This window comes from Serratia sp. OLAL2 (assembly GCF_002752475.1).
In the GTDB taxonomy this organism is placed as follows: Bacteria; Pseudomonadota; Gammaproteobacteria; order Enterobacterales; family Enterobacteriaceae; genus Serratia; species Serratia bockelmannii.
The window spans coordinates 507,928-534,650 of sequence record NZ_MSTL01000019.1; the positions used below are offsets into that span (position 1 = coordinate 507,928).

At 61.5% G+C, this 26,723-nt stretch carries 25 protein-coding genes; 15 read left to right on the forward strand and 10 right to left on the reverse strand.

Annotated elements, in window-relative coordinates:
• Positions 1 to 148: 148 nt before the first annotated feature.
• Positions 149 to 1,102, forward strand: a complete 954-nt coding sequence (locus tag BVU99_RS19775) for a VirK/YbjX family protein (RefSeq protein ID WP_099817606.1) — start codon at positions 149 to 151, stop codon at positions 1,100 to 1,102.
• Positions 1,103 to 1,116: 14 nt separating this feature from the next.
• On the opposite strand, the gene BVU99_RS19780 is transcribed toward BVU99_RS19775, so the two are convergent.
• On the reverse strand, positions 1,117 to 2,775 hold the full coding sequence (locus tag BVU99_RS19780; protein ID WP_099817607.1) for an ATP-dependent endonuclease: 1,659 nt from the start codon (positions 2,773 to 2,775) through the stop codon (positions 1,117 to 1,119).
• 187 nt (positions 2,776 to 2,962) lie between these two features.
• Between BVU99_RS19780 and BVU99_RS19785 the strand changes: the two genes are divergently transcribed.
• From BVU99_RS19785 to ltaE, 5 genes are all read left to right on the forward strand, one after another.
• Positions 2,963 to 3,859, forward strand: coding sequence for a lysine exporter LysO family protein (locus BVU99_RS19785; protein WP_025302256.1), 897 nt, complete (start codon positions 2,963 to 2,965; stop codon positions 3,857 to 3,859).
• Between the two features lie 180 nt (positions 3,860 to 4,039).
• Positions 4,040 to 5,689: a hydroxylamine reductase gene (gene hcp / locus BVU99_RS19790; protein ID WP_099817608.1), complete on the forward strand. Its 1,650-nt coding sequence runs from the start codon at positions 4,040 to 4,042 to the stop codon at positions 5,687 to 5,689.
• A gap of 56 nt (positions 5,690 to 5,745) precedes the next feature.
• Positions 5,746 to 6,747, forward strand: coding sequence for an NADH oxidoreductase (gene hcr, locus BVU99_RS19795; protein WP_099817609.1), 1,002 nt, complete (start codon positions 5,746 to 5,748; stop codon positions 6,745 to 6,747).
• Between the two features lie 199 nt (positions 6,748 to 6,946).
• Positions 6,947 to 8,668, forward strand: a complete 1,722-nt coding sequence (gene poxB / locus BVU99_RS19800) for a ubiquinone-dependent pyruvate dehydrogenase (RefSeq protein WP_025302253.1) — start codon at positions 6,947 to 6,949, stop codon at positions 8,666 to 8,668.
• Positions 8,669 to 8,743: 75 nt separating this feature from the next.
• Positions 8,744 to 9,760 carry a low-specificity L-threonine aldolase gene (gene ltaE, locus BVU99_RS19805; RefSeq protein ID WP_099817610.1) on the forward strand — a complete coding sequence of 339 codons (1,017 nt, stop codon included), beginning with the start codon at positions 8,744 to 8,746 and terminating at the stop codon, positions 9,758 to 9,760.
• A 29-nt stretch (positions 9,761 to 9,789) separates the two neighbouring features.
• Here ltaE and BVU99_RS19810 read toward each other — a convergent pair whose 3' ends face one another.
• Positions 9,790 to 10,137: a DUF1294 domain-containing protein gene (locus tag BVU99_RS19810; RefSeq protein WP_049208096.1), complete on the reverse strand. Its 348-nt coding sequence runs from the start codon at positions 10,135 to 10,137 to the stop codon at positions 9,790 to 9,792.
• A gap of 150 nt (positions 10,138 to 10,287) precedes the next feature.
• Here BVU99_RS19810 and BVU99_RS19815 point away from each other — a divergent pair, with 150 nt between their 5' ends.
• Positions 10,288 to 11,727 carry a DUF2867 domain-containing protein gene (locus BVU99_RS19815; protein WP_025302247.1) on the forward strand — a complete coding sequence of 480 codons (1,440 nt, stop codon included), beginning with the start codon at positions 10,288 to 10,290 and terminating at the stop codon, positions 11,725 to 11,727.
• Positions 11,728 to 11,885: 158 nt separating this feature from the next.
• Positions 11,886 to 12,896, forward strand: a complete 1,011-nt coding sequence (locus BVU99_RS19820) for an NAD(P)-dependent oxidoreductase (protein WP_004928393.1) — start codon at positions 11,886 to 11,888, stop codon at positions 12,894 to 12,896.
• Here BVU99_RS19820 and BVU99_RS19825 read toward each other — a convergent pair whose 3' ends face one another.
• Positions 12,897 to 13,733 (reverse strand): N-acetylmuramoyl-L-alanine amidase, encoded by an 837-nt coding sequence (locus BVU99_RS19825; RefSeq protein WP_043137752.1) that lies wholly within the window; start codon positions 13,731 to 13,733, stop codon positions 12,897 to 12,899.
• A gap of 185 nt (positions 13,734 to 13,918) precedes the next feature.
• Here BVU99_RS19825 and BVU99_RS19830 point away from each other — a divergent pair, with 185 nt between their 5' ends.
• On the forward strand, positions 13,919 to 15,433 hold the full coding sequence (locus tag BVU99_RS19830) for a DUF3300 domain-containing protein (protein WP_099817611.1): 1,515 nt from the start codon (positions 13,919 to 13,921) through the stop codon (positions 15,431 to 15,433).
• Positions 15,434 to 15,482: 49 nt separating this feature from the next.
• On the opposite strand, the gene BVU99_RS19835 is transcribed toward BVU99_RS19830, so the two are convergent.
• Positions 15,483 to 15,806 (reverse strand): heavy metal-binding domain-containing protein, encoded by a 324-nt coding sequence (locus BVU99_RS19835; RefSeq protein ID WP_004928400.1) that lies wholly within the window; start codon positions 15,804 to 15,806, stop codon positions 15,483 to 15,485.
• Positions 15,807 to 15,965: 159 nt separating this feature from the next.
• Between BVU99_RS19835 and BVU99_RS19840 the strand changes: the two genes are divergently transcribed.
• The 6 genes from BVU99_RS19840 to artJ (BVU99_RS19865) all read left to right on the forward strand — a co-directional run bounded on the left by BVU99_RS19840 (position 15,966) and on the right by artJ (BVU99_RS19865) (position 20,594).
• The gene (locus BVU99_RS19840) at positions 15,966 to 16,508 is read left to right on the forward strand and encodes a lipoprotein (RefSeq protein WP_043137760.1); all 543 of its coding nucleotides are present in this window, start codon (positions 15,966 to 15,968) and stop codon (positions 16,506 to 16,508) included.
• A 264-nt stretch (positions 16,509 to 16,772) separates the two neighbouring features.
• A complete protein-coding gene (gene artP / locus BVU99_RS19845) occupies positions 16,773 to 17,501 on the forward strand; it encodes an arginine ABC transporter ATP-binding protein ArtP (RefSeq protein WP_016928352.1) in 729 nt (242 codons plus the stop codon).
• 32 nt (positions 17,502 to 17,533) lie between these two features.
• Entirely contained in the window at positions 17,534 to 18,265 is a 732-nt protein-coding gene (gene artJ / locus BVU99_RS19850) for an arginine ABC transporter substrate-binding protein (RefSeq protein WP_049205963.1), read from the forward strand.
• 9 nt (positions 18,266 to 18,274) lie between these two features.
• On the forward strand, positions 18,275 to 18,991 hold the full coding sequence (gene artQ / locus BVU99_RS19855; protein ID WP_015377299.1) for an arginine ABC transporter permease ArtQ: 717 nt from the start codon (positions 18,275 to 18,277) through the stop codon (positions 18,989 to 18,991).
• Positions 18,991 to 19,659: an arginine ABC transporter permease ArtM gene (artM, locus tag BVU99_RS19860; RefSeq protein ID WP_025302241.1), complete on the forward strand. Its 669-nt coding sequence runs from the start codon at positions 18,991 to 18,993 to the stop codon at positions 19,657 to 19,659. Before artQ ends, artM begins: the two co-directional genes overlap by 1 nt.
• 200 nt (positions 19,660 to 19,859) lie before the next feature.
• Positions 19,860 to 20,594 carry an arginine ABC transporter substrate-binding protein gene (gene artJ / locus BVU99_RS19865; protein ID WP_015377297.1) on the forward strand — a complete coding sequence of 245 codons (735 nt, stop codon included), beginning with the start codon at positions 19,860 to 19,862 and terminating at the stop codon, positions 20,592 to 20,594.
• 32 nt (positions 20,595 to 20,626) lie between these two features.
• Here artJ (BVU99_RS19865) and rlmC read toward each other — a convergent pair whose 3' ends face one another.
• The 6 genes from rlmC to potF form a co-directional block, all read right to left on the reverse strand.
• On the reverse strand, positions 20,627 to 21,757 hold the full coding sequence (gene rlmC, locus BVU99_RS19870) for a 23S rRNA (uracil(747)-C(5))-methyltransferase RlmC (protein WP_089180725.1): 1,131 nt from the start codon (positions 21,755 to 21,757) through the stop codon (positions 20,627 to 20,629).
• A gap of 69 nt (positions 21,758 to 21,826) precedes the next feature.
• A complete protein-coding gene (locus BVU99_RS19875; RefSeq protein WP_049205956.1) occupies positions 21,827 to 22,306 on the reverse strand; it encodes a YbjO family protein in 480 nt (159 codons plus the stop codon).
• A gap of 104 nt (positions 22,307 to 22,410) precedes the next feature.
• The gene (gene potI, locus BVU99_RS19880) at positions 22,411 to 23,256 is read right to left on the reverse strand and encodes a putrescine ABC transporter permease PotI (protein WP_099817612.1); all 846 of its coding nucleotides are present in this window, start codon (positions 23,254 to 23,256) and stop codon (positions 22,411 to 22,413) included.
• Positions 23,253 to 24,215: a putrescine ABC transporter permease PotH gene (potH, locus tag BVU99_RS19885; protein WP_038629107.1), complete on the reverse strand. Its 963-nt coding sequence runs from the start codon at positions 24,213 to 24,215 to the stop codon at positions 23,253 to 23,255. The genes potI and potH overlap by 4 nt, the downstream gene beginning before the upstream one ends.
• A 24-nt stretch (positions 24,216 to 24,239) precedes the next feature.
• The gene (gene potG, locus BVU99_RS19890) at positions 24,240 to 25,373 is read right to left on the reverse strand and encodes a putrescine ABC transporter ATP-binding subunit PotG (protein ID WP_043137773.1); all 1,134 of its coding nucleotides are present in this window, start codon (positions 25,371 to 25,373) and stop codon (positions 24,240 to 24,242) included.
• Positions 25,374 to 25,495: 122 nt separating this feature from the next.
• Complete coding sequence (gene potF, locus BVU99_RS19895) at positions 25,496 to 26,605, reverse strand: spermidine/putrescine ABC transporter substrate-binding protein PotF (protein ID WP_043137777.1); 1,110 nt, start codon at positions 26,603 to 26,605, stop codon at positions 25,496 to 25,498.
• Positions 26,606 to 26,723: the final 118 nt, after the last annotated feature.

The window sequence follows — 26,723 nt, forward strand, 5'->3', positions numbered from 1 at the left end:
CGGAGCTAAATTAGCACGCACCGTAGGGAATAACTAAACCTTAGCTCAACACAATGTGGAGACACGCCTGGTTACAGTTCAGCATTGAACTCTCGTTTAGTGAAGCCTTGATGAAATAGCGCCATTCAACACAGCCAAGGATTTCATCATGTCACAGCTCAGCTACCCACTCACCTCCGCCCGGCCGCTTAACGGCTGGCAACTGATGACGGCGCTGATCAATGGCGAAAAGGCGCCAAGCAACGCCTGGAAAAAAACCTCGTTTCGCCTGAAGTTTCTCGGCCGCTCGCTGCTCAACTGGCGCACCACCAGCGGCCTGCTCAGCACCCTGGCCAGCAACCCGCTGCTGGAGGAGATCCTGAGCGCGCAGCCGAACCTGCCGTGCAAGCTGCATCGCCCCTACCTGGCAGCCAACATGAGCAAGATCGAATGCCTGTTCGCCCTGCGCGATCATTACGATCTCATCGTGCAGCGCATGCCGCTAAAGATGCGTCTCGGCCACCTCGGCCCACAGCCTTTCGTGCTGGCCCGCGCGATGGGCAAAAACGAAGCGCCGATCACGCTGGAACTGGCGGCGATCGACAAACTGAATAAGGAAGGGGAAGCCACGCTGCTGCTGCGCAACGCCAACGGCGTGATGCTGGCGGAGATCACCTTTGCGCTGATGCATTATCAGCAGCAGCCGACGCTGTTCATCGGCGGCCTGCAGGGCGCGAACCATGAGGTGCCGCACGCCGAGATCCAGCACACCACCAAAGAGTGCCACGGTCTGTTCCCCAAACGGCTGGTGCTGGAAGGTATTTGCACGCTGGCGCGGCACCTCGGCATCCGCCAGATCGTAGCCGTCGGCAATGCCACCCATATCTATCAAAACTGGCGTTACCAGAGTAAGAAGAAGGATCAACTGCACGCCGATTACGATCAGTTCTGGCTGTCGATGGGCGCCAAACCGCTCGACAGCGGCTATTTCCTGCTGCCCGAACGCATCGCCCGCAAGCCGATCGAAGAGATCGCCAGCAAGAAGCGCGCCGAGTATCGCCGTCGCTATCAGTTGCTGGACGAGCTGGAACAGGGATTGGCGGCGCATTTCTGCGCCCGATAACGCCCGGCGGGCCGTCAGTCCGCCCGGCCGCGCGCCAGCCAGATCACCCGTGAGAACATTTTCTTCAGCAGCGGCGGCACCGAGTCCGTGCCCCATTCGCCGGCCTGCATCGCGACCTCGATCGCCAGATCCGGCTTCGACGAGTGGTGGACCGCTTTCAGGATCACCTTGCGCACCGGCATCTGCGCGTTGATCGGCACCGACGCCATTCGGTGATAGACCGGGGCGAACCCTTCGCGGAACATGAAGTGTTCCATGTCCGGCGCCGGCAGCGCGGTCAGCCGATCGCGTTCGTTGTCTTCATGATTGTCCAGCAGGCTGCGTACGGTGTTGGCGTACTTTTTGCCCGCCTCATCGCCGTCCACCAGCGCATGCCACTCGATGCCCATGCGGCGGGCAAAGCGCAGCAGCGGCTTCAGGCCGCACTGAGCGAACTCGATGACCCTCACCCCTTCCGCCTCGAAATGGTAGCCGCACTGGCGCGCCAGCTCGTTAAGCAGCCACACTTCGGTTTCGCCTTCCACCAGCAGCCAGCAGCGGGCGAACAGCGACGACGGCCGGTTGAAACGGATGTGAAACGCGATGCGCCGCCCGTCTTCGGCGCTCAGCCCGCGCGGCCCGAGACGGTAGGTCGCGACCCGGCCCGACTCGCGCACCAGCCGGCAGACGTGCTCCACCGGCACCAGCGACACCAGTTCGCTGGAGTTGGTGGTGGTGATGCGCTGCAATGGCAGCTGATTGAGCAGCCCCCAGGCCACCGACAGCATGATCGGGTGCAGGCGAGTTTCCGGGTCTTCCACCAGCAGCAGCGGCCGGGCATGGGGATCCAGCTTGACGTCGCCCTTGGCCTGCAACAGGGTGGAAAACATCCCGAGCAGGATCAGGCGCATGCTGCGGCTGTTCGGTTCGGCCACCATGCGGTTGATGCCGTCCAGCGCACGCCAGGCGTCCTGCTCCGGTTCACCGCCGCGGCGGCGTGGCCGCGCCACCTGCGAACTCTGCTCGGCAAAATAGTGCTCCAGCAGCTGCTGCATCGCCGCCAGCCCCTGACGCAGCTCGCCGTTGGTCAGCTTCTGCGGATTGCGCACCAGCTCGCGCGTCAGCTGATCCAACTGCTGCGCCAGCGCCTGGGTATCGGGTTTGCGTTCATCGCCGAGGCTTCTGGGGCGCAGGCGGCGAATAAAGCGCGCGTCGCGCAGGCGCAGTACCGGATGAATGCGGATGATGGCGTGGGCCAGCTGTTCGATATGGTGCAATTGAAAGGCATTGCCGTCGGCGTCGAGAAAACCGCGCCAGGTGCACACCGTGCCGTCGTCGGCCAGCTCGCCCTCGCAGCGGTAATGAATGCGGCTCAGGCCATCCTCGCCCTTGACCCACAGCGGCGTCAGGTGGCGATAACGCGGTAGGTGCGCATGGCCGATGTCTTTTTCGCAGAAGGTGAACACCACCTGCAGGTGGCGCTCTTTGGCCGACTCTTCACCGGGGGGGAAATGGAAATCGTGCGCTTCAAACCGATACAGCTTCTGCTCCGGCGCCAGCAGCAGCGTCAGCGCATCCAGCAGGCTGGATTTACCCCAGGCGTTTTCGCCGAGCAACAGCGTGTTGTCGTCCAGCATCAGGGACAGCCGATTAATGCCGCGAAAACCTACAATTTCGATACGCTCCAAGAACATCCGCCGCCTCCCGTGCGCGCCGTCGCCTCTTCAATGAGGCGACCTTCACAGAGCATGGTCAAAAAACCCCTTGCAGGTCAAGCGGCCAGCGTCAAATCTGCCGCTTTACTCCGGCCGGGCTTTTGGTTAGCGTGTGCTCCTCGCCGCCGTTCGGCGCGCATCAAAACTCAAGGACACTCGTTGCACCATGTACTCAGGACTGTTGATTATTCTGTTACCGCTGATTGTCGGTTACCTCATTCCCTTACGCCATCGCCCGCTGCTGGTGCTGATCAACCGGCTGCTCAGTTGGATGGTGTACGTGATCCTGTTTTTCATGGGCATCAGCCTGGCGTTTATGGAAGATCTCAGCAGTAACCTGGTGCTGATCTTCCAGTACAGCGCGGTATTCTTCTTCTGCATTCTCTGCGCCAATCTGCTGTTGCTGGCGCTGCTGGAGCGGCGCATGCCGTGGCGCAGCAGCCATAAACAGGAAAAGCTGCCCTCGCGCGTGCATATGGCGCTGGAGTCGCTCAAGCTGTGCGGCGTGGTGCTCGGCGGCTTCCTGCTCGGCCTGACGCAGTGGCAATGGCTGCAGTTCGCCCATAAAGGCAGCGAATATGCGCTGATCTTCCTGCTGTTGCTGGTCGGCATTCAGCTGCGCAACAGCGGCATGACGCTGCGCCAGATCGTGCTCAACCGCCGCGGCACGCTGGTGGCGTTGGTGGTGACCGTCGCGTCGCTGGCCGGCGGCGCGCTGGCGGCGCAGCTGCTGGGGTTGCCGATCAAGGCCGGGCTGGCGATGGCCTCCGGTTTCGGCTGGTACTCGCTGTCCGGCATTCTGATCACCGACGCCTACGGCCCGGTGATGGGCAGCGCCGCGTTCTTCAACGATCTGGCGCGCGAGCTGGTGGCGATCATGCTGATCCCGACGCTGGTGCGCCGCAGCCGCTCCACCGCCCTCGGCCTGTGCGGCGCCACCTCGATGGACTTCACCCTGCCGGTGCTGCAGCGCAGCGGCGGGCTGGACATGGTGCCTCCCGCCATCGTGCACGGCTTCCTGCTGAGCCTGCTGGCGCCGGTGCTGATCGCCCTGTTCTCCTGATCCTTTCCCCTGGGGGCCGGCCGGCCCCCAAAGCGTAATCATTCCCATCCGCACGGCAAAATTGCGCTAAATCAAACTTGCCCGCAGTAGTCGCACAAAAGCCTTTTGCAACCCCGATCGCCGATCTATGCTTTTAAACAAGCATTATAAATGCAACTTTAAAAATAAAAGGAAGCGACTATGTTCTGTGTGCAATGTGAACAAACCATCCGTACCCCGGCAGGCAACGGCTGCTCGTATGCTCAGGGCATGTGCGGAAAAACGGCGGAAACCTCCGATCTGCAGGATCTGCTGGTGGCGGCGCTGCAGGGACTCTCCGCCTGGGCGCTGCAGGCGCGTTCGCTGGGCATCGTCGACCACGAGATCGACAGCTTCGCCCCGCGCGCCTTCTTCTCCACCCTGACCAACGTCAACTTCGACTCCCAGCGCATCATCGGCTACGCGCGGGAAACCCTGCTGCTGCGCGACTCGCTGGCCGCCCGTTGCCGGCTGCTGGATGCCGGCGTGCGCGTCGATCACCCGATGGCGGCGCTACAGCTGGCCGGCAACGATATGCCTGCGCTGCTGCAGCAGGCGGCGCAGTTTGCCCTCAACAGCGACAAGGCCGAGGTCGGCGACGACGTACACGGTTTGCGCATGCTGTGCCTGTACGGCCTAAAAGGTGCAGCGGCCTATATGGAACACGCGCACGTGCTCGGCCAGTTCGACGAGCAACTCTATGCCGACTACCACGCCTTTATGGCCTTGCTCGGCACCCAGCCGCGCGACGTCGACACCCTGCTGAACAACGCCATGGGCATCGGCAAGATGAACTTCAACGTGATGGCGATCCTCGATCGCGGTGAAACCCAGGCCTACGGCGATCCGCAGCCCAGCGCAGTCAACGTGCGCCCGGTGGCCGGGAAAGCCATTCTGATTTCCGGCCACGATCTGAAAGATCTGCGCATGCTGCTCGAGCAAACCGAAGGGCAAAACGTCAACGTCTACACCCACGGTGAAATGCTGCCGGCGCACGGCTATCCGGAACTGAAAAAATTCAAACATCTGGTGGGCAACTACGGCAGCGGCTGGCAGAACCAGCAGACGGAATTCGCCAAATTCCCCGGCCCGATCGTGATGACCTCCAACTGTATCATCGATCCTAACGTCGGCAACTACGGCGATCGCATCTGGACCCGCAGTATCGTCGGCTGGCCGGGCGTCAACCATCTGGAAGGCGACGACTTCGGCGCCGTGATCCGCCAGGCTCAGGGCATGAACGGCTTCCCTTACACCGAGATTGAGCACCTGATCACCGTTGGCTTCGGCCGCCAGACGCTGCTGAACGCCGCCGACACGGTCATCGACCTGGTGTCGCAGAAAAAACTGCGCCACGTCTTCCTGGTGGGCGGCTGCGACGGCAGCCGCGACGAGCGCAGCTACTTCACCGACTTCGCCCGCAGCGTGCCGCAAGACTGCCTGATCATGACGCTGGCCTGCGGCAAGTACCGTTTCAACAAGCTGGACTTCGGCACGCTAGAAGGGTTGCCGCGCCTGCTGGACGTCGGCCAGTGCAACGACGCCTACTCCGCCATCATGCTGGCGGTCAAGCTGGCGGATACGCTCGGCTGCAGCGTCAACGAGCTACCGCTCAGCCTGGTGCTGTCGTGGTTTGAACAGAAGGCGATCGTCATTCTGCTGACTCTGCTGTCGCTAGGGGTGAAAAACATCGTCACCGGCCCGACCGCGCCGGGCTTCCTGACCGACAACCTGATGGCGATCCTCAACGAGAAATTCGGCCTGCGTCCGATCACCACCGTCGAGCAGGATATTGCAGCGCTGCTCGCCTGATGCCGTTACGTTATGGGGCCGCCTGCGCCGGCCCCTTTGTTTTTTGAGGTGCCCCGATGACTCAACCCACTCCGCTTTGCCCGAACCGCATGCAGGTGCATTCCATCCAGCGTGAAACCGCCGACGTCTGGACGCTGAACCTGATCTGCGACGTTTTCTACCCTTACCAGGCTGGCCAGTTCGCGCTGGTCAGCATTCGCAACAGCGAGGAGACGTTGCGCGCCTATACGCTCTCCTCCTCGCCTGGCCAGAGCCGCTTTCTCAGCATCAGCGTGCGCTGCCTGCCGGACGGCATCGGGTCGCGCTGGCTGACGCAAGAGGTCAAGCCCGGCAACACGCTGTGGCTGTCCGACGCGCAGGGCGAATTCAGCTGCGAGCGCCACCCGGCCGATCGTTATCTGATGCTGGCCGCCGGCTGCGGCGTGACGCCGATCGTCTCGATGTGCCGCTGGCTGACCGCTAACCGTCCGGCCTGCGATATCGCCGTGATCTTTAACGTACGCACCCCCGCCGACACGATTTTCGCCGATCAATGGCGCGCGCTGTGTGCCGCCCATCCGCAGCTGCGCCTGACGCTGATGGCCGAGCAGGATCTGCAACCCGGCTACCTCAGCGGCCGTATCGATGAACAGACGCTGCGGCAGGCGGCGCCGGATATCGCCGAACGCACGGTGATGACCTGCGGCCCTGCGCCCTACATGGATCAGGTGGAGCAGCTTTGTCGCCGGCTCGGCGTGCCGGCCGAGCATTTCCATAAAGAGCAGTTCCACACGCCGACGGCGCAGGCCGACGCCACCGAAGGACTGACGCTGCGCGCCGCGCGCCCGCTGCGCGAATTCCGCGTGCCGGTCGGCAGCACGCTGCTGGCGGCGATGGAGGCCCATGCCCTGCCGGTCAACGCCGCCTGCCGCGCCGGGGTGTGCGGCTCGTGCAAAACCCGCATCCTCGAGGGCGACTACACCACCACCAGCACCATGACGCTGAGCGCGGAAGAGATAGCGCAAGGCTACGTGCTGGCCTGCAGTTGCCAGTTGCAGGGTGACGTCACGCTGGCGTGATCCCCTGGCCCCATCGCCGCGATGGGGCATTTATCGGCAAGTTCCCCGTGGCCAGCCCAGTTACACTGCTTCCCGTCCTACGCTCTTTACCCTTCCTGACCGCATCTCGTCCACAGCCGGTAAGCTATGCTTGCAGTTGTTCTGCTGACACTCACCGGATCGAGTCCACATCGTTTTTCAAACCATGTTTGGGGGAACCATGAAGCAAACCGTAGCCACACTGATCGCCAAAACGCTGGATCAAGCCGGCGTAAAACGCATTTGGGGCGTAACCGGCGATTCGCTCAACGGCCTCAGCGACAGCCTGCACCGCATGGGCACCATCGAATGGCTGGGCACCCGCCATGAAGAGGTGGCTGCCTTCGCCGCCGGTGCCGAAGCCCAGCTCACCGGCCAGTTGGCGGTGTGCGCCGGTTCCTGCGGCCCCGGCAACCTGCATCTGATCAACGGCCTGTTCGACTGTCACCGCAACCATGTGCCGGTGCTGGCGATCGCCGCACACATTCCTTCCAGCGAAATCGGCAGCGGCTACTTCCAGGAAACCCATCCGCAGGAGCTGTTCCGCGAATGCAGCCACTATTGCGAACTGGTCTCCAACCCGGAACAGCTGCCGCGCGTACTGGAGATCGCCATGCGCAAGGCGATCCTCAATCGCGGCGTCTCGGTGGTCGTCTTACCGGGCGACGTGGCGCTGCGCATGGCGCCGGAAGACGCGACCCTGACCTGGCATACCCCGGCGCTGCCGCTGGTGCAGCCGCCGATGAGCGAGTTGAACAAGCTGGCAGAAACGCTGAACAAGGCGAAGAACATCACCCTGATGTGCGGCAGCGGCTGCGCCGGCGCGCACGATGAAGTGGTCAAGCTGGCCGAGCTGCTGCAGGCGCCGGTGGTGCACGCGCTGCGCGGCAAAGAACATATTGAATGGGACAACCCCTACAGCGTCGGCATGACCGGGCTGATCGGTTTCTCTTCCGGCTACCACGCGATGATGAACGCCGACACGCTGGTGCTGCTCGGCACCCAGTTCCCCTATCGCGCGTTCTACCCCACCAACGCCAACATCATTCAGATCGACATCAACCCCGGCAGCATCGGCGCGCACTGCCCGGTCAATATGGCGCTGGTGGGCGATATCCACACCACCCTCACCGCCCTGCTGCCGCAGCTGGAGCCCAAGCGCGACCGGGCGTTCCTCGACAAGGCGCTGGAGCATTATCGCAACGCGCGTAAGGATCTCGACGGGCTGGCGACCGCCAACGACGACCAGCCAATCCACCCACAATATCTGGCGCAGCAGCTCAGCCAGTACGCCAGCGACGACGCCATCTTCACCTGCGACGTCGGCACGCCGACGGTGTGGGCCGCCCGTTACGTGAAAATGAACGGCAAGCGTCGCCTGCTCGGCTCGTTCAACCACGGTTCGATGGCCAACGCCATGCCACAGGCGATCGGTGCCCAGGCCACCGCGCCGGATAAACAGGTGATCGCCATGTGCGGCGACGGCGGCTTCACCATGCTGATGGGTGATTTCCTGTCGCTGGCGCAGCTCAAATTGCCGGTGAAAATCGTGGTGTTCAACAACAGCGTGCTGGGGTTCGTGGCGATGGAGATGAAGGCCGGCGGCTACCTGACCGACGGCACCGATCTGCATAATCCGGACTTCGCGGCGATCGCCAACGCCGCCGGCATCAAGGGCATCCGCGTGGAAAAAGCGTCGGATCTGGACGGCGCGCTGCAGGAGATGTTGGCGCATCCCGGCCCGGCGCTGCTGGACGTGGTCACCGCCAAGCAAGAGCTGGCGATGCCGCCGCAGATCAAGTTCGAACAGGCGAAAGGCTTCAGCCTGTACATGCTGCGCGCCATCATCAACGGCCGCGGCGACGAAGTGGTCGAGCTGGCGAAAACCAACTGGCTCCGCTAAGCCAGCTGCCCCGGTGAAATAAAGGGTATATGATGCCATGTACCCTTTTCCTCTCCCTTATATTCCAGGAACCCTATGCTTATCGATCTACGCAGCGACACCGTCACCCGCCCCAGCGCCGCCATGCGCCAGGCGATGGCTCAGGCAGAGGTCGGCGACGACGTCTACGGCGATGACCCGACGGTCAACGCGCTGGAGGCCGAGGCGGTGCGCCTATCGGGCAAAGAGGCGGCGCTGTTTTTGCCCAGCGGCACCCAGGCCAACCTGGTGGCGCTGCTGAGCCACTGCCAGCGCGGCGACGAGTATCTGGTCGGCCAACAGGCGCACAACTATAAATACGAGGCCGGCGGCGCAGCGGTGCTGGGCAGCATTCAGCCACAGCCGATCGAGGCTGACGCGGACGGCACGCTGCCGCTGGACAAGCTCGCCGCCGCCATCAAACCCGACGATATCCACTTCGCCCGCACCCGGCTGCTGAGCCTGGAAAACACCATTAGCGGCAGAGTCTTGCCGCAGACCTACCTGCAGCAGGCGTGGCAATTTACCCGCGAGCGGCAGTTGGCGCTGCATATCGACGGCGCGCGCATCTTCAACGCGGCCGTGGCGCTGAACCTGCCGCTAAAAGAGATCGTGCAATACTGCGACACCTTCACCATTTGCTTGTCGAAAGGACTGGGTGCGCCGGTCGGATCGCTGCTGTGCGGCAGCGAGGCTTTCATCCAACGCGCGCTGCGCTGGCGCAAGATGACCGGCGGCGGGCTGCGCCAGGCCGGCATCCTGGCGGCGGCCGGTCTTTACGCTTTGGAGCATAACGTCGCGCGGCTGCGCGAAGACCATGACAACGCGATCTGGCTGGAGCAACAGCTGCGGCAGATCGGCGTAGAGATCGCCGAACCCGGCGCGCAGACCAACGTGCTGTACCTGCGCCAACCGCCGGCGCTGGCGGCCAAACTCGGCCCGTGGATGCGCGAACGCGGCGTGCTGATCAGCAGCGGCCCGCTGACGCGCATTCTGACCCACCTCGACGCCAGCCGTCAGGATCTGCAGCGGGTGGTCGAACTGTGGCGGGAGTTTCTTCAGCAGCACGCCTGATCGCTCGGGGCGCAGACCGCGCCCCGCACTCAGAAGATCCAGCGGCCGTAAACCCAGTACCACAGCCCCAGCACCGCCGCCAGATTGAGCGCCACGCTGAGGATGAACCAGGTTTTAAACGGCTGCTTCTGGGTTTTGTGGCGAAACAGCTGCTGTGCCGCCAGTGCGCCCAACCAGCCGCCCAGCGCGCCGAACAGCAACAGCGTCGCCTCCGGCACCCGTCGCCACCCTTTGCGCGCCGCCAGCTTATCGCCGCCGTAGATCAGAAACGTCAGCAGGTTGGCCAGCACCAACCACATCCACACCGGATGTGGCGAGAACAAACTGGCGATCAGCGCCAGACCCAGCAGGGCGTAACAAATCACATTGAGCTTCATGGCATCCGGTTTTTCGTGCGATAAGGGGCGCGTAGTGTGAACCTGCGTCAGGATGGATGCAACCGACTTATACCCATACAAAATGTGCATTTAAACCCTGAATTTGGCATCCTGTCGTTCTGCCAATCCTCTACCGCACAAGGCGGCCCGATGACACCCCAACGCGTACTGGTTCTTGGAGCCAGCGGCTATATAGGCCAGAACCTGATCCCGCACCTGATCGAACAGGGGCACCAGATTACCGCCGCCGCGCGGCGCATCGAGTGGCTGCAGGAGCAGAACTGGCCGCAGGTCAACTGCCTGTATGTCGATCTGTACCGCCCGGAAACTCTGAGCGCGGCGCTGTGGGAAATCGATACGCTTTACTATCTGGTGCACGCGATGGGCGACGGCGACGACTTTATCGAGAAGGAACGCCAGGCGGCGGAAAACCTGCGCGACGCGCTACGCAATGCCTGCGTCAAACAGGTGATCTTTCTCGGCGCGCTGCAGCCGAACGACGACAGTTCGCCGCACCTGGCGGCCCGCCGCCTGACCGGCGAGATCCTGCGCCAGAGCGGTGTGCCGGTGACCGAGCTGCGCGCCGGCATCATCGTCGGCCCCGGTTCGGCGGCGTTCGAAGTGATGCGCGACATGGTCTATAACCTGCCGGTGCTGACGCCGCCGCGCTGGGTGCGCTCGAAGTCCTCGCCGGTGGCGCTGGAGAACCTGCTGGTTTACCTTGCCGATCTGCTGGCGCACCCGGCGGAGGAACACCGCATCTTCGACGTCGCCGGGCCTGAATACCTCAGCTATCAGGATATGTTCAAACGCTTTATCGCCATCAGCGGCAAGCGGCGCTGGCTGATCCCGATCCCCTTGCCGACGCGACTGATTTCAGTGTGGTTCATCAGCCTGATCACCTCGGTGCCGACGCCGATCGCGCGCGCGCTGATCCAGGGCCTGAAGCACGATCTGCCCGCCGACGGCAAACCGTTGCAGGCCCTGATCCCGCAACGTCTGCACACCTTCGATCAGGCGGTCACCGCCACGCTGCAGCGCGAACTGGAGGTGGTCGATTCCGCCGACTGGGGCTACGATCCGGCGGCGCGGGCCCGCTGGCGCCCCGGCTACGGCTATTACCCGAAACAGGCGGGATGTTCGCTCGACACCGCCGCTTCCAGCCAGGCGCTGTGGCAAACGGTGCAGCAGTTGGGGGGCGAGGAAGGCTATTTCTACGCCAATATCCTGTGGCGGATCCGCGCCCGCATGGACGACATGATCGGCAACGGCGTGGTCTATGGCCGCCCGGCGCGCGCGACCCTGGCGCTGGGTGACGAGATTGACGGTTGGAAAGTCATCACGCTGAAACCGCTGCGGCAACTGGCGCTGTTGTTCGGCATGAAGGCGCCGGGGCTGGGGCGGCTGAGCTTCACCATTACCGATCGCGGCGATCGCCGCACGCTGGACGTGCGCGCCTGGTGGCATCCGGCCGGCTTCAGCGGGCTGCTGTATTGGTTCGCCATGATGCCCGCACACCTGTTCATTTTTCGCGGCATGGCGAAGCGCATCGCGACGTTGGCCGAGAACCTGGACCGCCAACAGCGCTGAATGCCGTTCATTTGTCGATCAACCGCACAGTTTGCCGCTGTGCTTCGGGGCTTTCCGATTGCATAGCGCACGAAATCACGGAAGAATGGCATCTTATTTGCTGGGAGCGTCGCAAGCGCCCGCCGGTATTCCGATTTTGGGTGAGAATAGAGTCCGTTATGAAGGTATTGGTCACCGGTGCAACCAGTGGGTTAGGCCGTAACGCCGTTGAATATCTGCGCCGCCAGGGCATCAAAGTGCGCGCCACTGGCCGCAACCAGGCGATGGGCGGCCTGCTGGAAAAAATGGGCGCGGAGTTCATTCATGCCGATCTCACCAACCTGATCTCTTCGCAGGCCAAAGCGATGCTGGCGGACGTCGATGTGCTGTGGCACTGCTCCAGCTTTACCTCGCCCTGGGGCACCGAAGAAGCCTTCGAACTGGCCAACGTCCGCGCTACCCGCCGCCTCGGCGAATGGGCGGCGGCCTATGGCGTGGCGCAGTTCATTCACATCTCTTCCCCGGCGATCTATTTCGACTACCACCATCACCGCAACGTAACCGAAGACTTTCGCCCGCAGCGTTACGCCAACGAGTTCGCGCGCAGCAAGGCCGCCGGCGAGCAGGTGATCCAGCAATTGGCGCTGTCCAATCCGCAGACCCATTTCACCATTTTGCGCCCGCAGGGCCTGTTCGGGCCGCACGACAAGGTGATGCTGCCGCGGTTGCTGCAGATGATCAAACGCTACGGCAACCTGCTGCTGCCGCGCGGCGGCGCGGCGATGGTGGACATGACCTATCTGGAGAACGCGGTGCACGCCATGTGGCTGGCGACGCTAAAAGAAGATACGCCGTCCGGCCGCGCCTACAACATCACCAACCAGCAGCCGCGTCCGCTTCGCACCGTGGTGCAGCAGTTGATCGACGATTTGGGCATGAAGTGCCGCATCCGCTCCGTCCCCTACCCGATGCTAGACATGATGGCGCGCGGCATGGAGCGCCTGGGCAGCAAAAGCGAAAAGGAGCCGGTGCTGACCCATTACGGCGTCGCCAAACTCAACTTCGACCTCACGCTCGATACCACCCGCGCGCAGCAAGAGCTGGGCTATCAGCCGATCGTCTCGCTGGAAGAAGGCATCGCGCGCACCGCCCGCTGGCTGAAAGATCACGGCAAACTGCACGGCCTGTAATCAACGCGCCGCGCCGTACTTCACCAGCAGCGCATCGATAATCGCCTCACTCTCTGCATCCGGCTTACCGCGAACATCGTCGGGCCGGAAATGCATCTGAAATGCCGCCAGCACATTACGCTGCTGCCGCGCATCCCACGACGGGTCGATCGCGTAGCCGTAACGCGCCAGCTTTTCGAGCAGCGGCGCCATCGGTACCGGCGCATGGCGATCGCGCCCAGCCAGCAACCGCTGCACGTCCCGTTCATCCGGCCAGGCGCCGATGCCGGCCTGCGCCAGCTGCCGCCAGGGGAACAGCGGGCCGGGATCCTGTTTGCGCTGCGGCGCGATGTCGCTGTGCCCCACCACGTCCTGCGGCTGAATGCCATAGCGTTGGATGATATCGCGGCTCAGCGGGATCAGCACGGCGATCTGCTCCGCCGTATAAGGCTGCCAATGGGTGAACAGCATGCTGCGGGTGAATCCCTTGTTGACGATTTCGATGCCGATCGAGGTGTCATTGAGGTTGCTGCGGCCGCGCCAGGCGCTGGCGCCGGCATGCCAGGCGCGCATCGCTTCCGGCACCAGCCGGTACACCGTCGGTTTGCCGTGTTCGCGCTGCGGGTGCGCCGGCAACAGGTAGTGTGCGCTGACGTGTTCATCGGTCAGCGTTTTCAGCGATGAATGAAAGTCTTCCGCCGTATAGTGCATCACCAGAAACCGAATGCGCTGATCGGCGCCCTGCGCCTGATGCAAGGTTTCGAGCTGGTAAGCGCCACGATCGACGAGCGTGTCCTGCTGCGGATTTTGGCATCCCGCCAACAGCGCGGCGGCGATGATCCCTGGCCAAATTTTCACTTATCCTCCTGATTGACGTCCGTGAGATGTAACGCGACGCGATTGACCTGTATCCAATCATCACGTTCGTCGAGAAATGATGACAGACAACGCCGATGTGCAAGCGAGTGTTGCTCCCGACTGGCGGCCTTTCCCGCCCATGATAGTCTCAAAGTATCATCTGCGCCGAAAGAGCGGAGTCGAACATGTTGACGCCACGCTATCTGTCCTGGTTGCTCTGTGCCGCCATGCTGCCGCTCAGCGGCTGCGATCGGCAAAAAGTCGCTGACGCGATGGGGGCAAGCGCACCGTCCCCGGCCGCGCCCATCGCGAGTGCCAGTACGCCGGCCTATACGCCGCTGACCGCCGACCAGCTGTACCAGTTGGTCAGCCCGGTGGCGCTGTTCCCCGACAAGTTGCTGGCGCAGGTGTTGGCCGGCGCGGGTTATCCTGACCAAATCAACGCCGCGGATGCCTGGCTGGCGCAAAACCGCGGGTTGCAACCGGCGGCGCTCAGCTCGGCGGCCGACGCTCAGCCCTGGGATCCCAGCGTGCGCGGCCTGGTGCAATTCCCCGACGTGCTCGATCAAATGGCGAAAAACATCCCCTGGACCACCGCCCTGGGCAGCGCCTACCTGAACGATCCCACCGACGTGATGAACGCCATTCAGGTGATGCGTCAACGGGCGGCCAGCCAAGGCACGCTGAAAAACACCCCGCAGCAGCGCATTGTCGTGGCCCCCACCACCCGTTACGTTGAGCAGCAGCCCTATCGCCAGCGCGTGGTAGCGGCGCCGGGCGAAACCATCGTCATCGAACCCAGCCAGCCGGATACGGTTTACGTCCCACATTACGATCCCTGGGTGGCCTACGGCACGCCGATCCCAGCCTATCCGAGCTATCGGTATCAACCTTCGGGCTACAGCGGCGGCGACATGTTGGCGGCCGGCGTGATCAGCTTCGGTGTCGGCATCGCGGTCGCCTCATTGTTCAATCAGCACAACAGCGGCTGGCACAACTGGGATATGCGCTGGGACGATCGACGCCAACCGGTGGTCTACCGCGATGCGCCCTACGTATCGCACTCCACCACCGTGGTGAATCGCGTCACCAACATCAACCAATATAACAACGTGAACAATGTGAATCGCAGCACCCATACAGTGAATAACTACAACAATACGACCGCCGCACCGACGCCGCATTTCAACCCGCCGACGCCTAACGCGCAGCCGCACGTCGCGCCTGCGGCCCATGCGCCGATGACCCTGCCGACCTTTGCGCACACCCAGCCGGTAGCGGCCGCGCCGCACGTGCAACAATCGGTCAACGCGCCCCATGTACAGCAGCCGATGAGCATGCCAACGTTCACGCATGCCGCGCCGGCAGCGCCTCACACGCAGCAACCGATGGCCGTGCATGCGGCTCCGGTACAGACGCATCCGATGCAGACCGCCGCGCCAGTGCATCAATCCGCCGTGCGGCCACAGGTTCAGGTCGCGCCGCACGCTGCGCCGCCGATAGTTCGTGAACCGGCAGCGCCACAGCATCCGACGATAGAACGCCCGTTGGCAGTGCCGCAAGCGCGCATCATGCCGCATCCAGCCCCGGCGCCGCAGATCCATCAGCCGCCCGTTCAGCCGATGCCGCATCGCCAAGCGCCGGCGCCGGTGAAACCGCAGGAACACCGCCCGATCGTCGAGCAGCACAAGGTGGGATGAACCTACAGGATGTCGCCCCGGCGGAACGGCCGGGGCGCGGGGAATGGCGTTAGCGGCTGACTTTCACCGCGGTGCCGCTGACGGTCACCATCAGCATGCTGCCGTCTTTACCTACGGTTTCATAATCGATATCAATGCCGACCACCGCGTTGGCGCCCAGCTCTTTTGCCTGATCTTCCAGCTCTTCGAACGCAATCAAGCGCGCCTTGCGCAGCTCTTTCTCATAAGCGCCCGAGCGGCCACCGACGATATCGCGCACGCCGGCGAAGAAATCACGAAAAATGTTGGCGCCGAGGATCGCTTCGCCGGTGACGACGCCGCAGTATTCGGTGATGGTGAACCCTTCCAGGGTCGGGGTAGTTGAAAGCTGCATCAGAACTCCTTGTTTGATTAATTCAACGTATCTATGACCAGAAGATTGGCGTTATGTTCGCTTAATCAATGGCACGCAGTACGAATGCAAGGCCAAAAAACGCATTTATACTGTAAGCTATCGGTCTTCATGGTAGAGACTTTCACATAAGGTAATAAGATGAAAACAAAAACGATTGCGGCTGTTTTACCCTTAGCGCTGTTGCTGAGTGCCTGTACCACGGTGGAACCGGCATACAAGGATATCGGCACTCGCAGCGGCAGCTGTGTGGAAGGCGGCCCGGATACGGTCGCGCAAAAGTTCTATGACCTGCACATCCAGCAGGGCGCCGGCCTGCCGGACAGTAACCGCCTGGCGCAGCTGCAGCCCTATCTGAGCAAAGTGCTGTATCAGGATCTGGTCAGCGCCGGCCAGAACCCGGGCAAGCACCGGATAACCGGCGATCTGTTCTCCGGCAATGCGCAAGGGCCAAGCAGCGCCTCCGTCGCCAGCGCCTCGACCATTCCTAACACCGATGCGAAAAATATTCCGCTGCGCGTCGACTTAAGCTATCAAAAAGACGCCAACAGCACCGTGAACTGGCAGGACGAAGTGCTGATGGTGCGCGAAGGTACCTGCTGGGTGGTTGATGATATTCGCTACCTGAATGTTCCAGCACACGCCACCAACGGCAGCGTGCGCCAGGTGCTGGAAAACCAGTAACCCGCGATACCCCGGCCGACGCGGGCTTGCCGCGTCGGTCATCCCCGCCGTCAGTCAACAGCTCAAATTTCGTCCAATAGAAAAAATTTCGCTACCGATATCACAGCCTGCGCCACAAATCCCCTCCCTCGGCCTGAGTCGCGGTATCTTGTGCTAATCTTTTACTTTCCCGCCGCACACTCATAAATTTTAACGCACAAAGATTGCATAAGTATTCTGTGGAAGTTAACATTTGCGGCATCAATGTCTATTCAATTCTGGCGCATGAGTATTCAACTTAACGGTATCAATTGCTATTACGGCGCTCACCAGGCGCTGTTTGACATCACGCTGGATTGTCCAGCTGGGGAAACCCTGGTGCTGCTTGGCCCAAGCGGCGCCGGGAAAAGCTCATTGCTGCGGGTGCTAAACCTGCTGGAAATGCCGCGTTCGGGCCAACTGCAGATCGCCGGCAACCAATTCGACTTCAAACAGGCGCCGGGCGAGAAAGCCATTCGCGAACTGCGTCAAAACGTCGGCATGGTTTTCCAGCAATACAACCTGTGGCCTCACCTCACCGTGGTCCAGAACCTGATCGAGGCGCCTTGCCGCGTACTGGGTCTGACCAAGGCTCAGGCGATGGAGCGCGCCGACAAGCTGCTCAAGCGTCTGCGCCTGACCGACTTCGCCGATCGCTTCCCGCTGCACCTTTCCGGCGGCCAGCAGCAGCGCGTGGCGATCGCCCGCGCCCTGATGATGGAACCGCAGGTGCTGCTGTTCGATGAACCGACTGCGGCGCTGGATCCGGAAATCACCGCTCAGATCGTTAGCATCATTCGCGAACTGGCCGGCACCGGCATCACGCAGGTGATCGTCACCCACGAAGTGGAAGTGGCGCGCAAGACCGCCAGCCGCGTGGTGTACATGGAAAACGGCCACGTTGTGGAGCAAGGCGACAGCAGCCACTTTGCGCAGCCACGGACCACCGAGTTTGCCAACTACTTATCACACTAACAATTAACTTGCTGTAATTTGGGGATTTTGCGATGAAAAAACTAATAATCGCCGCCGTTCTGGCCGGCATCAGCGTTTCCGCCTCCGCAGCCGAAACCATCCGTTTCGCTACCGAAGCCTCCTATCCTCCATTTGAATTTATTGACGCCAGCAACAAGATTCAGGGTTTTGATGTCGATCTGGCCAACGCACTGTGCAAAGAGATGCAGGCCGAGTGCACCTTCACCAACCAGGCGTTCGACAGCCTGATCCCTAGTCTGAAGTTCAAGCGTTTTGATGCGGTCATGGCCGGCATGGACATTACACCGGAACGTGAAAAGCAGGTGCTGTTCACTAAGCCGTACTACGATAACTCGGCGCTGTTCATCGCGCAGAAAGGCAAAATCGCCGACGTGACGGCGCTGAAAGGCAAGAAGGTGGGCGTGCAAAACGGCACCACCCACCAGAAATACCTGACCGACAAGCACCCGGAAATCACCACCGTGCCTTACGACAGCTACCAGAACGCCATTTTGGATCTGAAGAATGGCCGCGTTGATGCGGTGTTCGGCGATACCGCGGTGGTCAACGAGTGGCTGAAGCAGAATGACGCGCTGGCGGCAGTGGGCGCCAAAGTGACGGATAAAGACTACTTCGGCACCGGCCTCGGCATCGCGGTGCGCCAAAAGAATACCGATCTGCAGGGCAAGTTCAATGCCGCTCTGGACAAGATTAAGCAGGATGGGACCTATGAAACCATCTACAAAAAATGGTTCCAGCAGTAATACGCCCCGATGAATGAATTACAACCTTTAGCAAGCGCCGCCGGCATGACCGTCGGCCTTGCCGTTTGCGCCCTGATCCTCGGGCTGATTCTGGCGATGCTGTTCGCCGTATGGGAATCGTCCCGCTGGAAAGCGGTCAGCTGGCTCGGCACCGCCTGGGTGACCGTGCTGCGCGGCCTGCCGGAAATCCTGGTGGTGCTGTTTATCTATTTCGGCTCGTCGCAGCTGCTGCTGATGCTCTCCGACGGCTTTACCCTCAACCTCGGTCTGTTCCAGTTGCCGATCCAGTTGGCGATCGACAATTTCGAAGTCAGTCCGTTCCTGTGCGGGGTGATCGCTCTGGCCCTGCTCTATTCCGCCTACGCTTCGCAGACGCTGCGCGGCGCACTCAAAGCGGTGCCACAGGGGCAGTGGGAATCCGGCCAGGCGCTGGGACTGGGTAAGGCGGCGATCTTCTTTCGCCTGATCATGCCGCAGATGTGGCGCCACGCCCTGCCCGGCCTCGGCAACCAGTGGCTGGTGTTGCTGAAAGACACCGCGCTGGTGTCGCTGATCAGCGTCAACGATCTGATGCTGCAAACCAAGAGCATCGCCACCCGCACCCAGGAGCCTTTTACCTGGTATGTGATCGCGGCGGCCATCTACCTGCTGGTGACGCTGTTCAGCCAATACGTCATCAAACGCATTGAGCTGCGCGCCACGCGCTTTGAGCGGGGGCCGGCCTGATGATTGAGTATTTACCGGAAATCCTCAAAGGGCTGCATACCAGCCTGACGCTGACCGTCGCCGCGCTGATCGTCGCGCTGCTGCTGTCGCTGCTGCTGACGGTGATCCTGACGCTAAAAACGCCGATCCTGACGCCGCTGGTCAAGATCTACGTGACGCTGTTCACCGGCACGCCGCTGCTGGTGCAGATCTTCCTGATCTACTATGGCCCCGGCCAGTTCCCGGCGATCCGCGACTACCCGTGGCTGTGGAACCTGCTGTCGCAGCCCTGGCTGTGCGCGATGATTGCGCTGGCGCTGAACAGCGCGGCCTACACCACGCAGCTGTTCTACGGTGCGGTGCGCGCCATTCCCGCCGGGCAGTGGCAGTCGTGCGAAGCGCTGGGCATGTCGCGCCGGCAGACGCTGCGCATCCTGCTGCCGTTCGCCTTCAAACGCGCGCTGTCGTCTTACTCCAACGAAGTGGTGCTGGTGTTCAAAAGCACCTCGCTGGCTTACACCATCACGCTGATGGAGGTGATGGGCTACAGCCAGCTGATGTATGGCCGCACCTACGACGTCATGGTGTTCGGCGCCGCCGGCCTGGTGTACCTGTGCGTCAATGGCCTGCTGACGCTGCTGATGCGGCTGGTAGAGCGCCGCGCGCTGGCGTTTGAACGCCGCAATTGAGGCCGCCTCACCCCATGAGCCCCGCCACCGCGCGGGGCTTTTTTTGCCCTTCAAAGCAATACTTAATCATTTATATTGCATTTTAATTCACTCAATGGCAGGGTTAACAACAGGCATTCGCGCAAAAACCTCTGGCGATTACCAGTAAAAACAAACGATAGCGAATAATCACTTTCAGGATCCAGACAGGAGCTCTACGCATGAAAAAACTGCTGCTTGCCGCGACGATGTTGGCCGGGATGACCTTTAACGCCACCGCGGCCGAGACCATCCGCTTCGCCGCCTCCGCCACCTACCCGCCGTTCGAATCGCTGGACGCCAACAACCAGATCGTCGGCTTCGATATCGATCTGGCCAACGCGCTGTGCAAACAGATGCAGGCGCAGTGCACCTTCACCAATCAGGCGTTCGACAGCCTGATCGCCGCGCTGAAATTCAAGAAATACGATGCGGTGATTTCCGGTATGGACATCACGCCGGAACGCAGCAAACAGGTCGCTTTCACCCAGCCTTACTACGCCAACTCGGCGATCGTGATCGCACAAAAAGGCAAGTTCAGCTCGCTGGCGGATCTGAAAGGCAAAAAGCTCGGCATGGAAAACGGCACCACCCACCAGAAATACATGCAGGACAAGCACCCGGAGATTAACACCGTCTCTTACGACAGCTACCAGAACGCCATTCTGGAGCTGAAAAACGGCCGTATCGACGGCGTGTTCGGCGACACCGCCGTGGTGAACGAGTGGCTGAAAACCAACCCGCAGCTGGCGCCGGTCGGCGAGCACATCACCGATGCACAATACTTCGGCACCGGCCTCGGCATCGCGGTGCGCCCCGACAACCAGGCGCTGCTGGCCAAGCTGAACGCCGCGCTGGACGCCATCAAGGCCGACGGCACCTACAAGGCCATCAACGACAAATGGTTCCCGCAATAAGCAATAAGGCCCGGATAACCGGGCCTTATGTTTTATAAACGCCGCACCAGCAGCGTCAACACTTCGTAGTGCGCGGTATGCGGGAACATGTCGAACAGCTGCACCCGTTCGATGCGGTACCCCGGCAACGTCTCGATATCTTTCGCCATGCTCTCGGCGTTGCAGCTGGAATAGAGAATATAGTCCGGCGCCATCCGGCTCAGGTAGTCGCACAGCGCCTGGCCAATGCCGCGCCGCGGCGGGTTAACCAGCACCAGCTGTGGCACCTGGCCTTCGGCGGTGGCGAAGCGGGTGGAGTCGAGCGCCTGAAAATCTACGTGCAACAACCCTAACCGCTGCGCCGACTGGCGCGCGCAGGCGATCGCTTCCGCGCTGATTTCGATGCCGGTCAGCTGCGTTTGCGGCTGCGCGCAGTGCAGGCCGAAACCGCCGACGCCGCAGAACAGATCCCACATGCTGTCGATACCCAGCGCGCGCACCCAGTCGCGGGCGGTGGCATACAGCTCGGCGGCCACCTGCGGGTTGGTTTGGAAGAAGCTTTGCGGGCGGATGAACAACGGCACCTGATTGAACTGTTCCTCGAGCGCCTGCTGTTCGGTCAGCGCGATCTCGCGCTCCCCTTCCATGATCGCCATGTGCACCGGCTGAATATTGGCGGAGATCACCTTGAGCTGCGGCAGCTGCTGCTGCAGCCACGGCAGCGCAGCGCGCAGCTGCGCCAGCTTGGTTTCCGAGCGCAGCACGAAACGCAGCATCACGCCGCCGTCGAGCGTGCTTTCGGTCAGCAGCAGGTATTTCAACTCGCCGCGTTTGCGCGCCACGTTATACGGCGTCAGGCCGGCGCGGGCGATGAAGCTTTTCAGCACCGCAAACATCGGCGCAAAGCCGGCGGGATACAGCGGGCAGTCGCTCAGATCGACCGGCGTGCCGTCGCGGTGCAGCATGCCGAGCAGCGGGCGCTCCACGCTGCCGCTGACCACCATCTTGGCTTTATTGCGAAATGCGCTCAGCTCCCCCGCCATCGGCTGCAGCCACTGCGCGACGTCGCACCCGGCCAGCAGCGAGTGCAGGTGATGCTGTTTGTCAGCCAGTTGCTGCGGATAGGGCTTTTCCAGCCACTGACAGGAACGGCAGGTACCCGCCGTATACAAAGCGCAATGCATGAAGATTACCGTGAAGTTCAGGATGACGAATTAAGGGCGCAGAGTTTACCACTCCGCACGCCTAAAATCTCACTTGCGCACGGTGAAGAAGCGGCGGCTGGCGGCAGGAACGAACAGCAACGCCAGGATCACCGCGTCGGGGATCTTTTGCAGGATCAGAACGTGCAGGATTTGGCCGCTGGTTTCCCCCTCCACGGTGAACACCTCGGGGAAGACGCTGCCAATGGTGGCCAACAGCAGGTAAAGCACCACGATGCACTGGCAGACCACATAGCCCCAGCGTCCCCAGTTGCGGCCGCGCATCACCGCAAAGCCACAGCTGATTTGCAGGCACAGCAGCATCAGGCCGGCCAGAAAGATAAAGGTAGAATCCCACGCCTGCGCGCTGGTGTTAACGAACTCCTGTGCGCCGTCGACGCCCAGTTCGCCCAACAACAACACCACGCTGATACACTTGATCGCCACCATGGCGGTGCCCGCCACCATCACCGGCACCGGCGCATCCGAAGTCGATCTCATTCCCTGCCCGCTTTTCAGCATGTCTGACATATCCGTGTTCCGCTACGACGCGCCACCAATACAGATGGCGCATGTAAAGTCAGGTAGTTAGTTGCAATACTTATTGATTGCAAAAATAGCAGGTTTGTTACGATTCAGCTACGGGCCGCCCGCTGCAATTCACGCGATCGCTGTTTTTCCGAGCGCGCCATAAACCACCAGGCGATCAGGCCGAGAATGCCCACCACCAGCAGGATCAGGCTGGCCAGCGCGTTAATTTCCGGATTCACCCCCATACGCACGCTGGAGAACACCAGCATCGGCAGCGTAGTGGCGCCCGGGCCGGAGACGAAGCTGGCAATCACCAGATCATCCAGCGACAGGGTAAACGCCAGCATCCAGCCAGAGATCAGCGCCGGCGCAATCATCGGCAAGGTGATGACGAAGAACACCTTCAGCGGCGGCGCCCCCAGATCCATTGCCGCCTCTTCAATCGAGCGATCCACCTCGCGCAAACGCGAGCTGATCACCACCGCCACATAAGCGGTACAGAAGGTGACATGCGCCAGCCAGATGGTGAACATGCCGCGCTCCGACGGCCAGCCGAAAGCGTGCCCCATCGCCACGAACAGCAGCAGCAGCGACAGGCCGGTGATCACGTCCGGCATCACCAGCGGCGCAGTCAGCATAAACGCAAAGCCGGTCGAACCGCGAAAGCGGCCGAACCGCACCATCACCACGGCGGCGATGGCGCCCAGCACCACCGCGGCGGTGGCGGAGGCGGCGGCGATGGTCAGGCTGAGCCCCACCGCGCTGATCATCGCCGAGTCGTGAAACAGTTCGGTATACCAGCGCGTGGACCAGCCGGCCCACACCGTCACCAGCTTGGAACTATTAAAGGAGTAGACCACCAACATCAGCATCGGCGCATACAGGAAGGTAAAGCCGACCGTCAGGATGGCGATGCGCCACGGTGAACGCACTACCGGCAAGTTGTTCATTCCTGCCCCCCCATTTCCTTGTTCTGGTGTTTGTGAAACCACAAAATTGGCACGATCAGCAACAGCAGCATGATGGTGGCGACCGCCGAAGCCACCGGCCAGTCGCGGTTATTGAAGAACTCCTGCCACAGCACGCGGCCGATCATGATGCTGTCTGGCCCACCGAGCAGCTCCGGGATCACGAACTCCCCTACCGCCGGAATGAATACCAGCATCGAACCGGCGATGATACCGCCGCGCGTCAGCGGCACGATGACGCTGAAGAAGGTTTTCAGCGGCCGGGCGCCCAGATCCAGCGACGCCTCCACCAGCGAGTAATCCAGCCGGATCAGCGCCGTGTAGATCGGCAGCACCATAAACGGCAGGTAGGAATAAACGATGCCGATATACACCGCCAGGTTGGTGTGCAGGATCACCAACGGTTGGTCGATCACCCCCAGCCACATCAGAAAGTTATTCAGAATGCCGTTGTTTTTCAGGATCCCCATCCAGGCATAGACGCGGATCAGGAACGAGGTCCAGGAAGGCAGGATCACCAGCAGCAGCAGAATGTTGCGAGTCGACGCCTTGCTGTGGGCCACCGCCCAGGCCAGCGGATAGCCGATGATCAGGCAGCACAGCGTCGAGACCGCCGCCACGCGCAGCGACTGCAGATAGGCGTCGATATACAGCGGATCGTCGGTCAGTTGCAGGTAGTTGGCGAAGTTGAGCGCGATGTTCAGCTTGCCGTCCACCCAGCTCATCAACTCGGTGTAAGGCGGCACCGCCAACGCCAGCTCCGCCAGGCTGATCTTGAACACGATCAGGAACGGCAGCATGAACAGCAGCGTCAGCCATAAATACGGCAATGCGATCACCAGCTTGCGGCCGTGAGCCATCAGCAGGCGGTGGAACAGCGCCTTGAGGGTGCCGGGCGTTTTGGCCGGCGGCTCCGGCGTGCGTTCAGAAAGCAGGGTCATATGGGTTACTCCTCAGCGGCTCCGCTACACCGTCAACACGACACAGCTGTCGGTTTCCCAGCACAGACGCACTTCATCGCCCCAGGTGGGCATCCCCTTGCGGAAACGGTGGCCGTTTTGCAGCTGGGCGCTGATAATCTGCCCGCTGTGCAGCTTCACGTGATAAATGGACAGATCGCCCAGGTAGGCAATGTGCGCCACTTCCCCTACCGCGAAGTTGCAGCCGTCTTCCGGCACCTGTTCGCACAGCAGGATCTTTTCCGGCCGCAGCGCGACCTGGATCGGCACGCCGTCCACCACCGAGGCGTCCGGGTCTACTTTGATCGCATGGCGCAATCCGGGGCTTTGCAGGATCAGCGCATCGTCGTGGCGCTCCTGCAATACGCAGTCGAAGACGTTGACCGAACCGATAAATTCGGCGCTGAAGCGGCTATTCGGATGCTCGTAGATCTCTTCCGGCTCGCCGATCTGCACGAACTTGCCACGGTTCATGATGGCGATGCGCCCCGCCATGGTCATCGCCTCTTCCTGATCGTGCGTCACCATCACGCAGGTGACGCCGACGCGCTCGAGAATATCGGTCACTTCCAACTGCATGCGATCGCGCAGCTTCTTGTCCAGCGCGCCCATTGGCTCATCCAGCAGCAGCAGCTTGGGCCGCTTGGCCAGGCTGCGCGCCAGCGCCACCCGCTGCCGCTGGCCGCCGGAAAGCTGGTGCGGTTTGCGTTTGGCGTACTCCTGCATGTGCACCAGCGCCAGCATTTCCGCCACCCGCTCGGCGATTTCTGCCCGCGGCATTTTGTCCTGCTTCAGGCCGAAGGCGATGTTCTGCTCTACCGTCATGTGCGGGAACAGCGCGTAAGACTGAAACATCATGTTGATCGGCCGCTGGTACGGCGGCACGTGCGACATATCCTGCCCGTCGAGCACGATCTGCCCTTCCGTCGGCTGTTCAAAGCCGGCCAACATGCGCAGTAAGGTTGACTTGCCGCAGCCAGACGGCCCAAGCAGCGCAAAGATCTCGCCCTTGTAGATGGTGAGGCTGACGTCTTCGACCGCATTCTGCCCGTCGAAGGTTTTGGTGAGGTTACGGATTTCCAGCAGAGGGGTGAAGACCTTCTGCGACTTGGCTTGAGGACGAGGGATGGCGTCGTTCAATCGGGGTGCTCTCCGGCGTAAAGCGGCACAAAACCACGGCGAGTGCCGTGGCCCAAAACGGCAGTGCAGGCGGGGAGCGCCCGCCTGCCGGTTTACCGACGATCGGGGGTATCCCCCCATCATCACTTCCCGCTTTTAACTTTAGTCCATGCGCGGGTAATGACACGATCCAGCTTCGGCGACTGCACGTTGAGCGTGAACAGCTTGGCGCGCAGATCGGCCGGCGGATAGACGTTCGGGTTCTCGCGCACCTCGGCCTTCACCAGCGGCGTGGAATCTTTCACCGCATTGGCGTAATAGACATAGTTGCTGATGCCCGCCATCACGTCAGGTTTCATCAGGAAGTTCAGGAACTGGTACGCGGCGTCTTTGTTCTTGGCGTCCGCCGGCATGGCGAACATGTCGAAGTAGGTCAGCGCCCCTTCTTTCGGGATCGCATAGGCCACGTTCACGCCGTTCTTCGCCTCTTTGGCGCGGTTGGCCGCCTGCATCACGTCGCCGGACCAGCCGATCGCCACGCAGATATCGCCGTTAGCCAAATCGTTGATGTACTGTGAAGAGTGGAAGTAACGAATGCTCGGCCGCAGCTTCAGCAGCAGATCGTTGGCCGCGCCGGTATAGTCCGCCGCATTGGTGCTGTTGGGATCCTTGCCCAGGTAGTGCAGCACGGTGGCGTAAACCTCACTCGGCGCATCGAGGAAGGAGACGCCGCAGCTTTTCAGCTTCTCGAGGTTTTCCGGCTTGAGGATCAGATCCCAGCTGTCGACCGGCGCGTCTTTGCCTAATGCCGCCTTCACCTTGTCGACATTGTAGCCGATGCCGGTGGTCACCATCAGGTATGGGATGCCGTATTTGTTGTCTTTGTCATTATGTGCAACCAGCTTCAGCATCTCGGGATCGAGATTCTTGTAGTTGGGCATTTTGCTCTTGTCGAGCGGCTCGAAGATGCCGGCCTGCGACTGGCGCTCGAGGAAGTTGGATGAAGGAACCACCAGATCATAACCGGTGCTGCCCGCCATCAGTTTGCCTTCCAACACTTCGTTGGAGTCAAAGACGTCGTACACCACTTTGATGCCGGTTTCTTTCTGGAATTTGGCCAGGGTATCCGGCGCGATATAGTCGGACCAGTTATACACGTGCAGCGTTTTCTCTTCGGCTGACGCCGTGACGGACGCGGCCATCAACAGACCGGCAACCACACCCGATAACCACTTTTTACGTTGGGTGACCATCCGTAACTTCCTCCAAAACAGGGTAAATCATAGAATTGAACTTGTATCTGCAGCGATACAAAACCTTTCCTGATTGAGCGCAATCGTTGCAACCGCGAAATGAATGGCTATGCATATG

What these genes read in the sequence shown, in the direction of transcription:
- hcr (WP_099817609.1), top strand. Translation starts at nt 5,746, where the DNA reads ATGACTCAACCCACTCCGCTTTGCCCGAACCGCATGCAGGTGCATTCC.
- hcp (WP_099817608.1), top strand. Translation starts at nt 4,040, where the DNA reads ATGTTCTGTGTGCAATGTGAACAAACCATCCGTACCCCGGCAGGCAAC.
- BVU99_RS19875 (WP_049205956.1), bottom strand. Translation starts at nt 22,306, where the DNA reads ATGTCAGACATGCTGAAAAGCGGGCAGGGAATGAGATCGACTTCGGAT.
- potI (WP_099817612.1), bottom strand. Translation starts at nt 23,256, where the DNA reads ATGAACAACTTGCCGGTAGTGCGTTCACCGTGGCGCATCGCCATCCTG.
- BVU99_RS19830 (WP_099817611.1), top strand. Translation starts at nt 13,919, where the DNA reads ATGTTGACGCCACGCTATCTGTCCTGGTTGCTCTGTGCCGCCATGCTG.
- ltaE (WP_099817610.1), top strand. Translation starts at nt 8,744, where the DNA reads ATGCTTATCGATCTACGCAGCGACACCGTCACCCGCCCCAGCGCCGCC.
- artQ (WP_015377299.1), top strand. Translation starts at nt 18,275, where the DNA reads ATGAATGAATTACAACCTTTAGCAAGCGCCGCCGGCATGACCGTCGGC.
- BVU99_RS19780 (WP_099817607.1), bottom strand. Translation starts at nt 2,775, where the DNA reads ATGTTCTTGGAGCGTATCGAAATTGTAGGTTTTCGCGGCATTAATCGG.
- artP (WP_016928352.1), top strand. Translation starts at nt 16,773, where the DNA reads ATGAGTATTCAACTTAACGGTATCAATTGCTATTACGGCGCTCACCAG.
- BVU99_RS19775 (WP_099817606.1), top strand. Translation starts at nt 149, where the DNA reads ATGTCACAGCTCAGCTACCCACTCACCTCCGCCCGGCCGCTTAACGGC.
- artM (WP_025302241.1), top strand. Translation starts at nt 18,991, where the DNA reads ATGATTGAGTATTTACCGGAAATCCTCAAAGGGCTGCATACCAGCCTG.
- BVU99_RS19835 (WP_004928400.1), bottom strand. Translation starts at nt 15,806, where the DNA reads ATGCAGCTTTCAACTACCCCGACCCTGGAAGGGTTCACCATCACCGAA.
- poxB (WP_025302253.1), top strand. Translation starts at nt 6,947, where the DNA reads ATGAAGCAAACCGTAGCCACACTGATCGCCAAAACGCTGGATCAAGCC.
- potF (WP_043137777.1), bottom strand. Translation starts at nt 26,605, where the DNA reads ATGGTCACCCAACGTAAAAAGTGGTTATCGGGTGTGGTTGCCGGTCTG.
- BVU99_RS19815 (WP_025302247.1), top strand. Translation starts at nt 10,288, where the DNA reads ATGACACCCCAACGCGTACTGGTTCTTGGAGCCAGCGGCTATATAGGC.
- potH (WP_038629107.1), bottom strand. Translation starts at nt 24,215, where the DNA reads ATGACCCTGCTTTCTGAACGCACGCCGGAGCCGCCGGCCAAAACGCCC.
- rlmC (WP_089180725.1), bottom strand. Translation starts at nt 21,757, where the DNA reads ATGCATTGCGCTTTGTATACGGCGGGTACCTGCCGTTCCTGTCAGTGG.
- BVU99_RS19820 (WP_004928393.1), top strand. Translation starts at nt 11,886, where the DNA reads ATGAAGGTATTGGTCACCGGTGCAACCAGTGGGTTAGGCCGTAACGCC.
- artJ (WP_049205963.1), top strand. Translation starts at nt 17,534, where the DNA reads ATGAAAAAACTAATAATCGCCGCCGTTCTGGCCGGCATCAGCGTTTCC.
- BVU99_RS19810 (WP_049208096.1), bottom strand. Translation starts at nt 10,137, where the DNA reads ATGAAGCTCAATGTGATTTGTTACGCCCTGCTGGGTCTGGCGCTGATC.
- artJ (WP_015377297.1), top strand. Translation starts at nt 19,860, where the DNA reads ATGAAAAAACTGCTGCTTGCCGCGACGATGTTGGCCGGGATGACCTTT.
- BVU99_RS19840 (WP_043137760.1), top strand. Translation starts at nt 15,966, where the DNA reads ATGAAAACAAAAACGATTGCGGCTGTTTTACCCTTAGCGCTGTTGCTG.
- BVU99_RS19785 (WP_025302256.1), top strand. Translation starts at nt 2,963, where the DNA reads ATGTACTCAGGACTGTTGATTATTCTGTTACCGCTGATTGTCGGTTAC.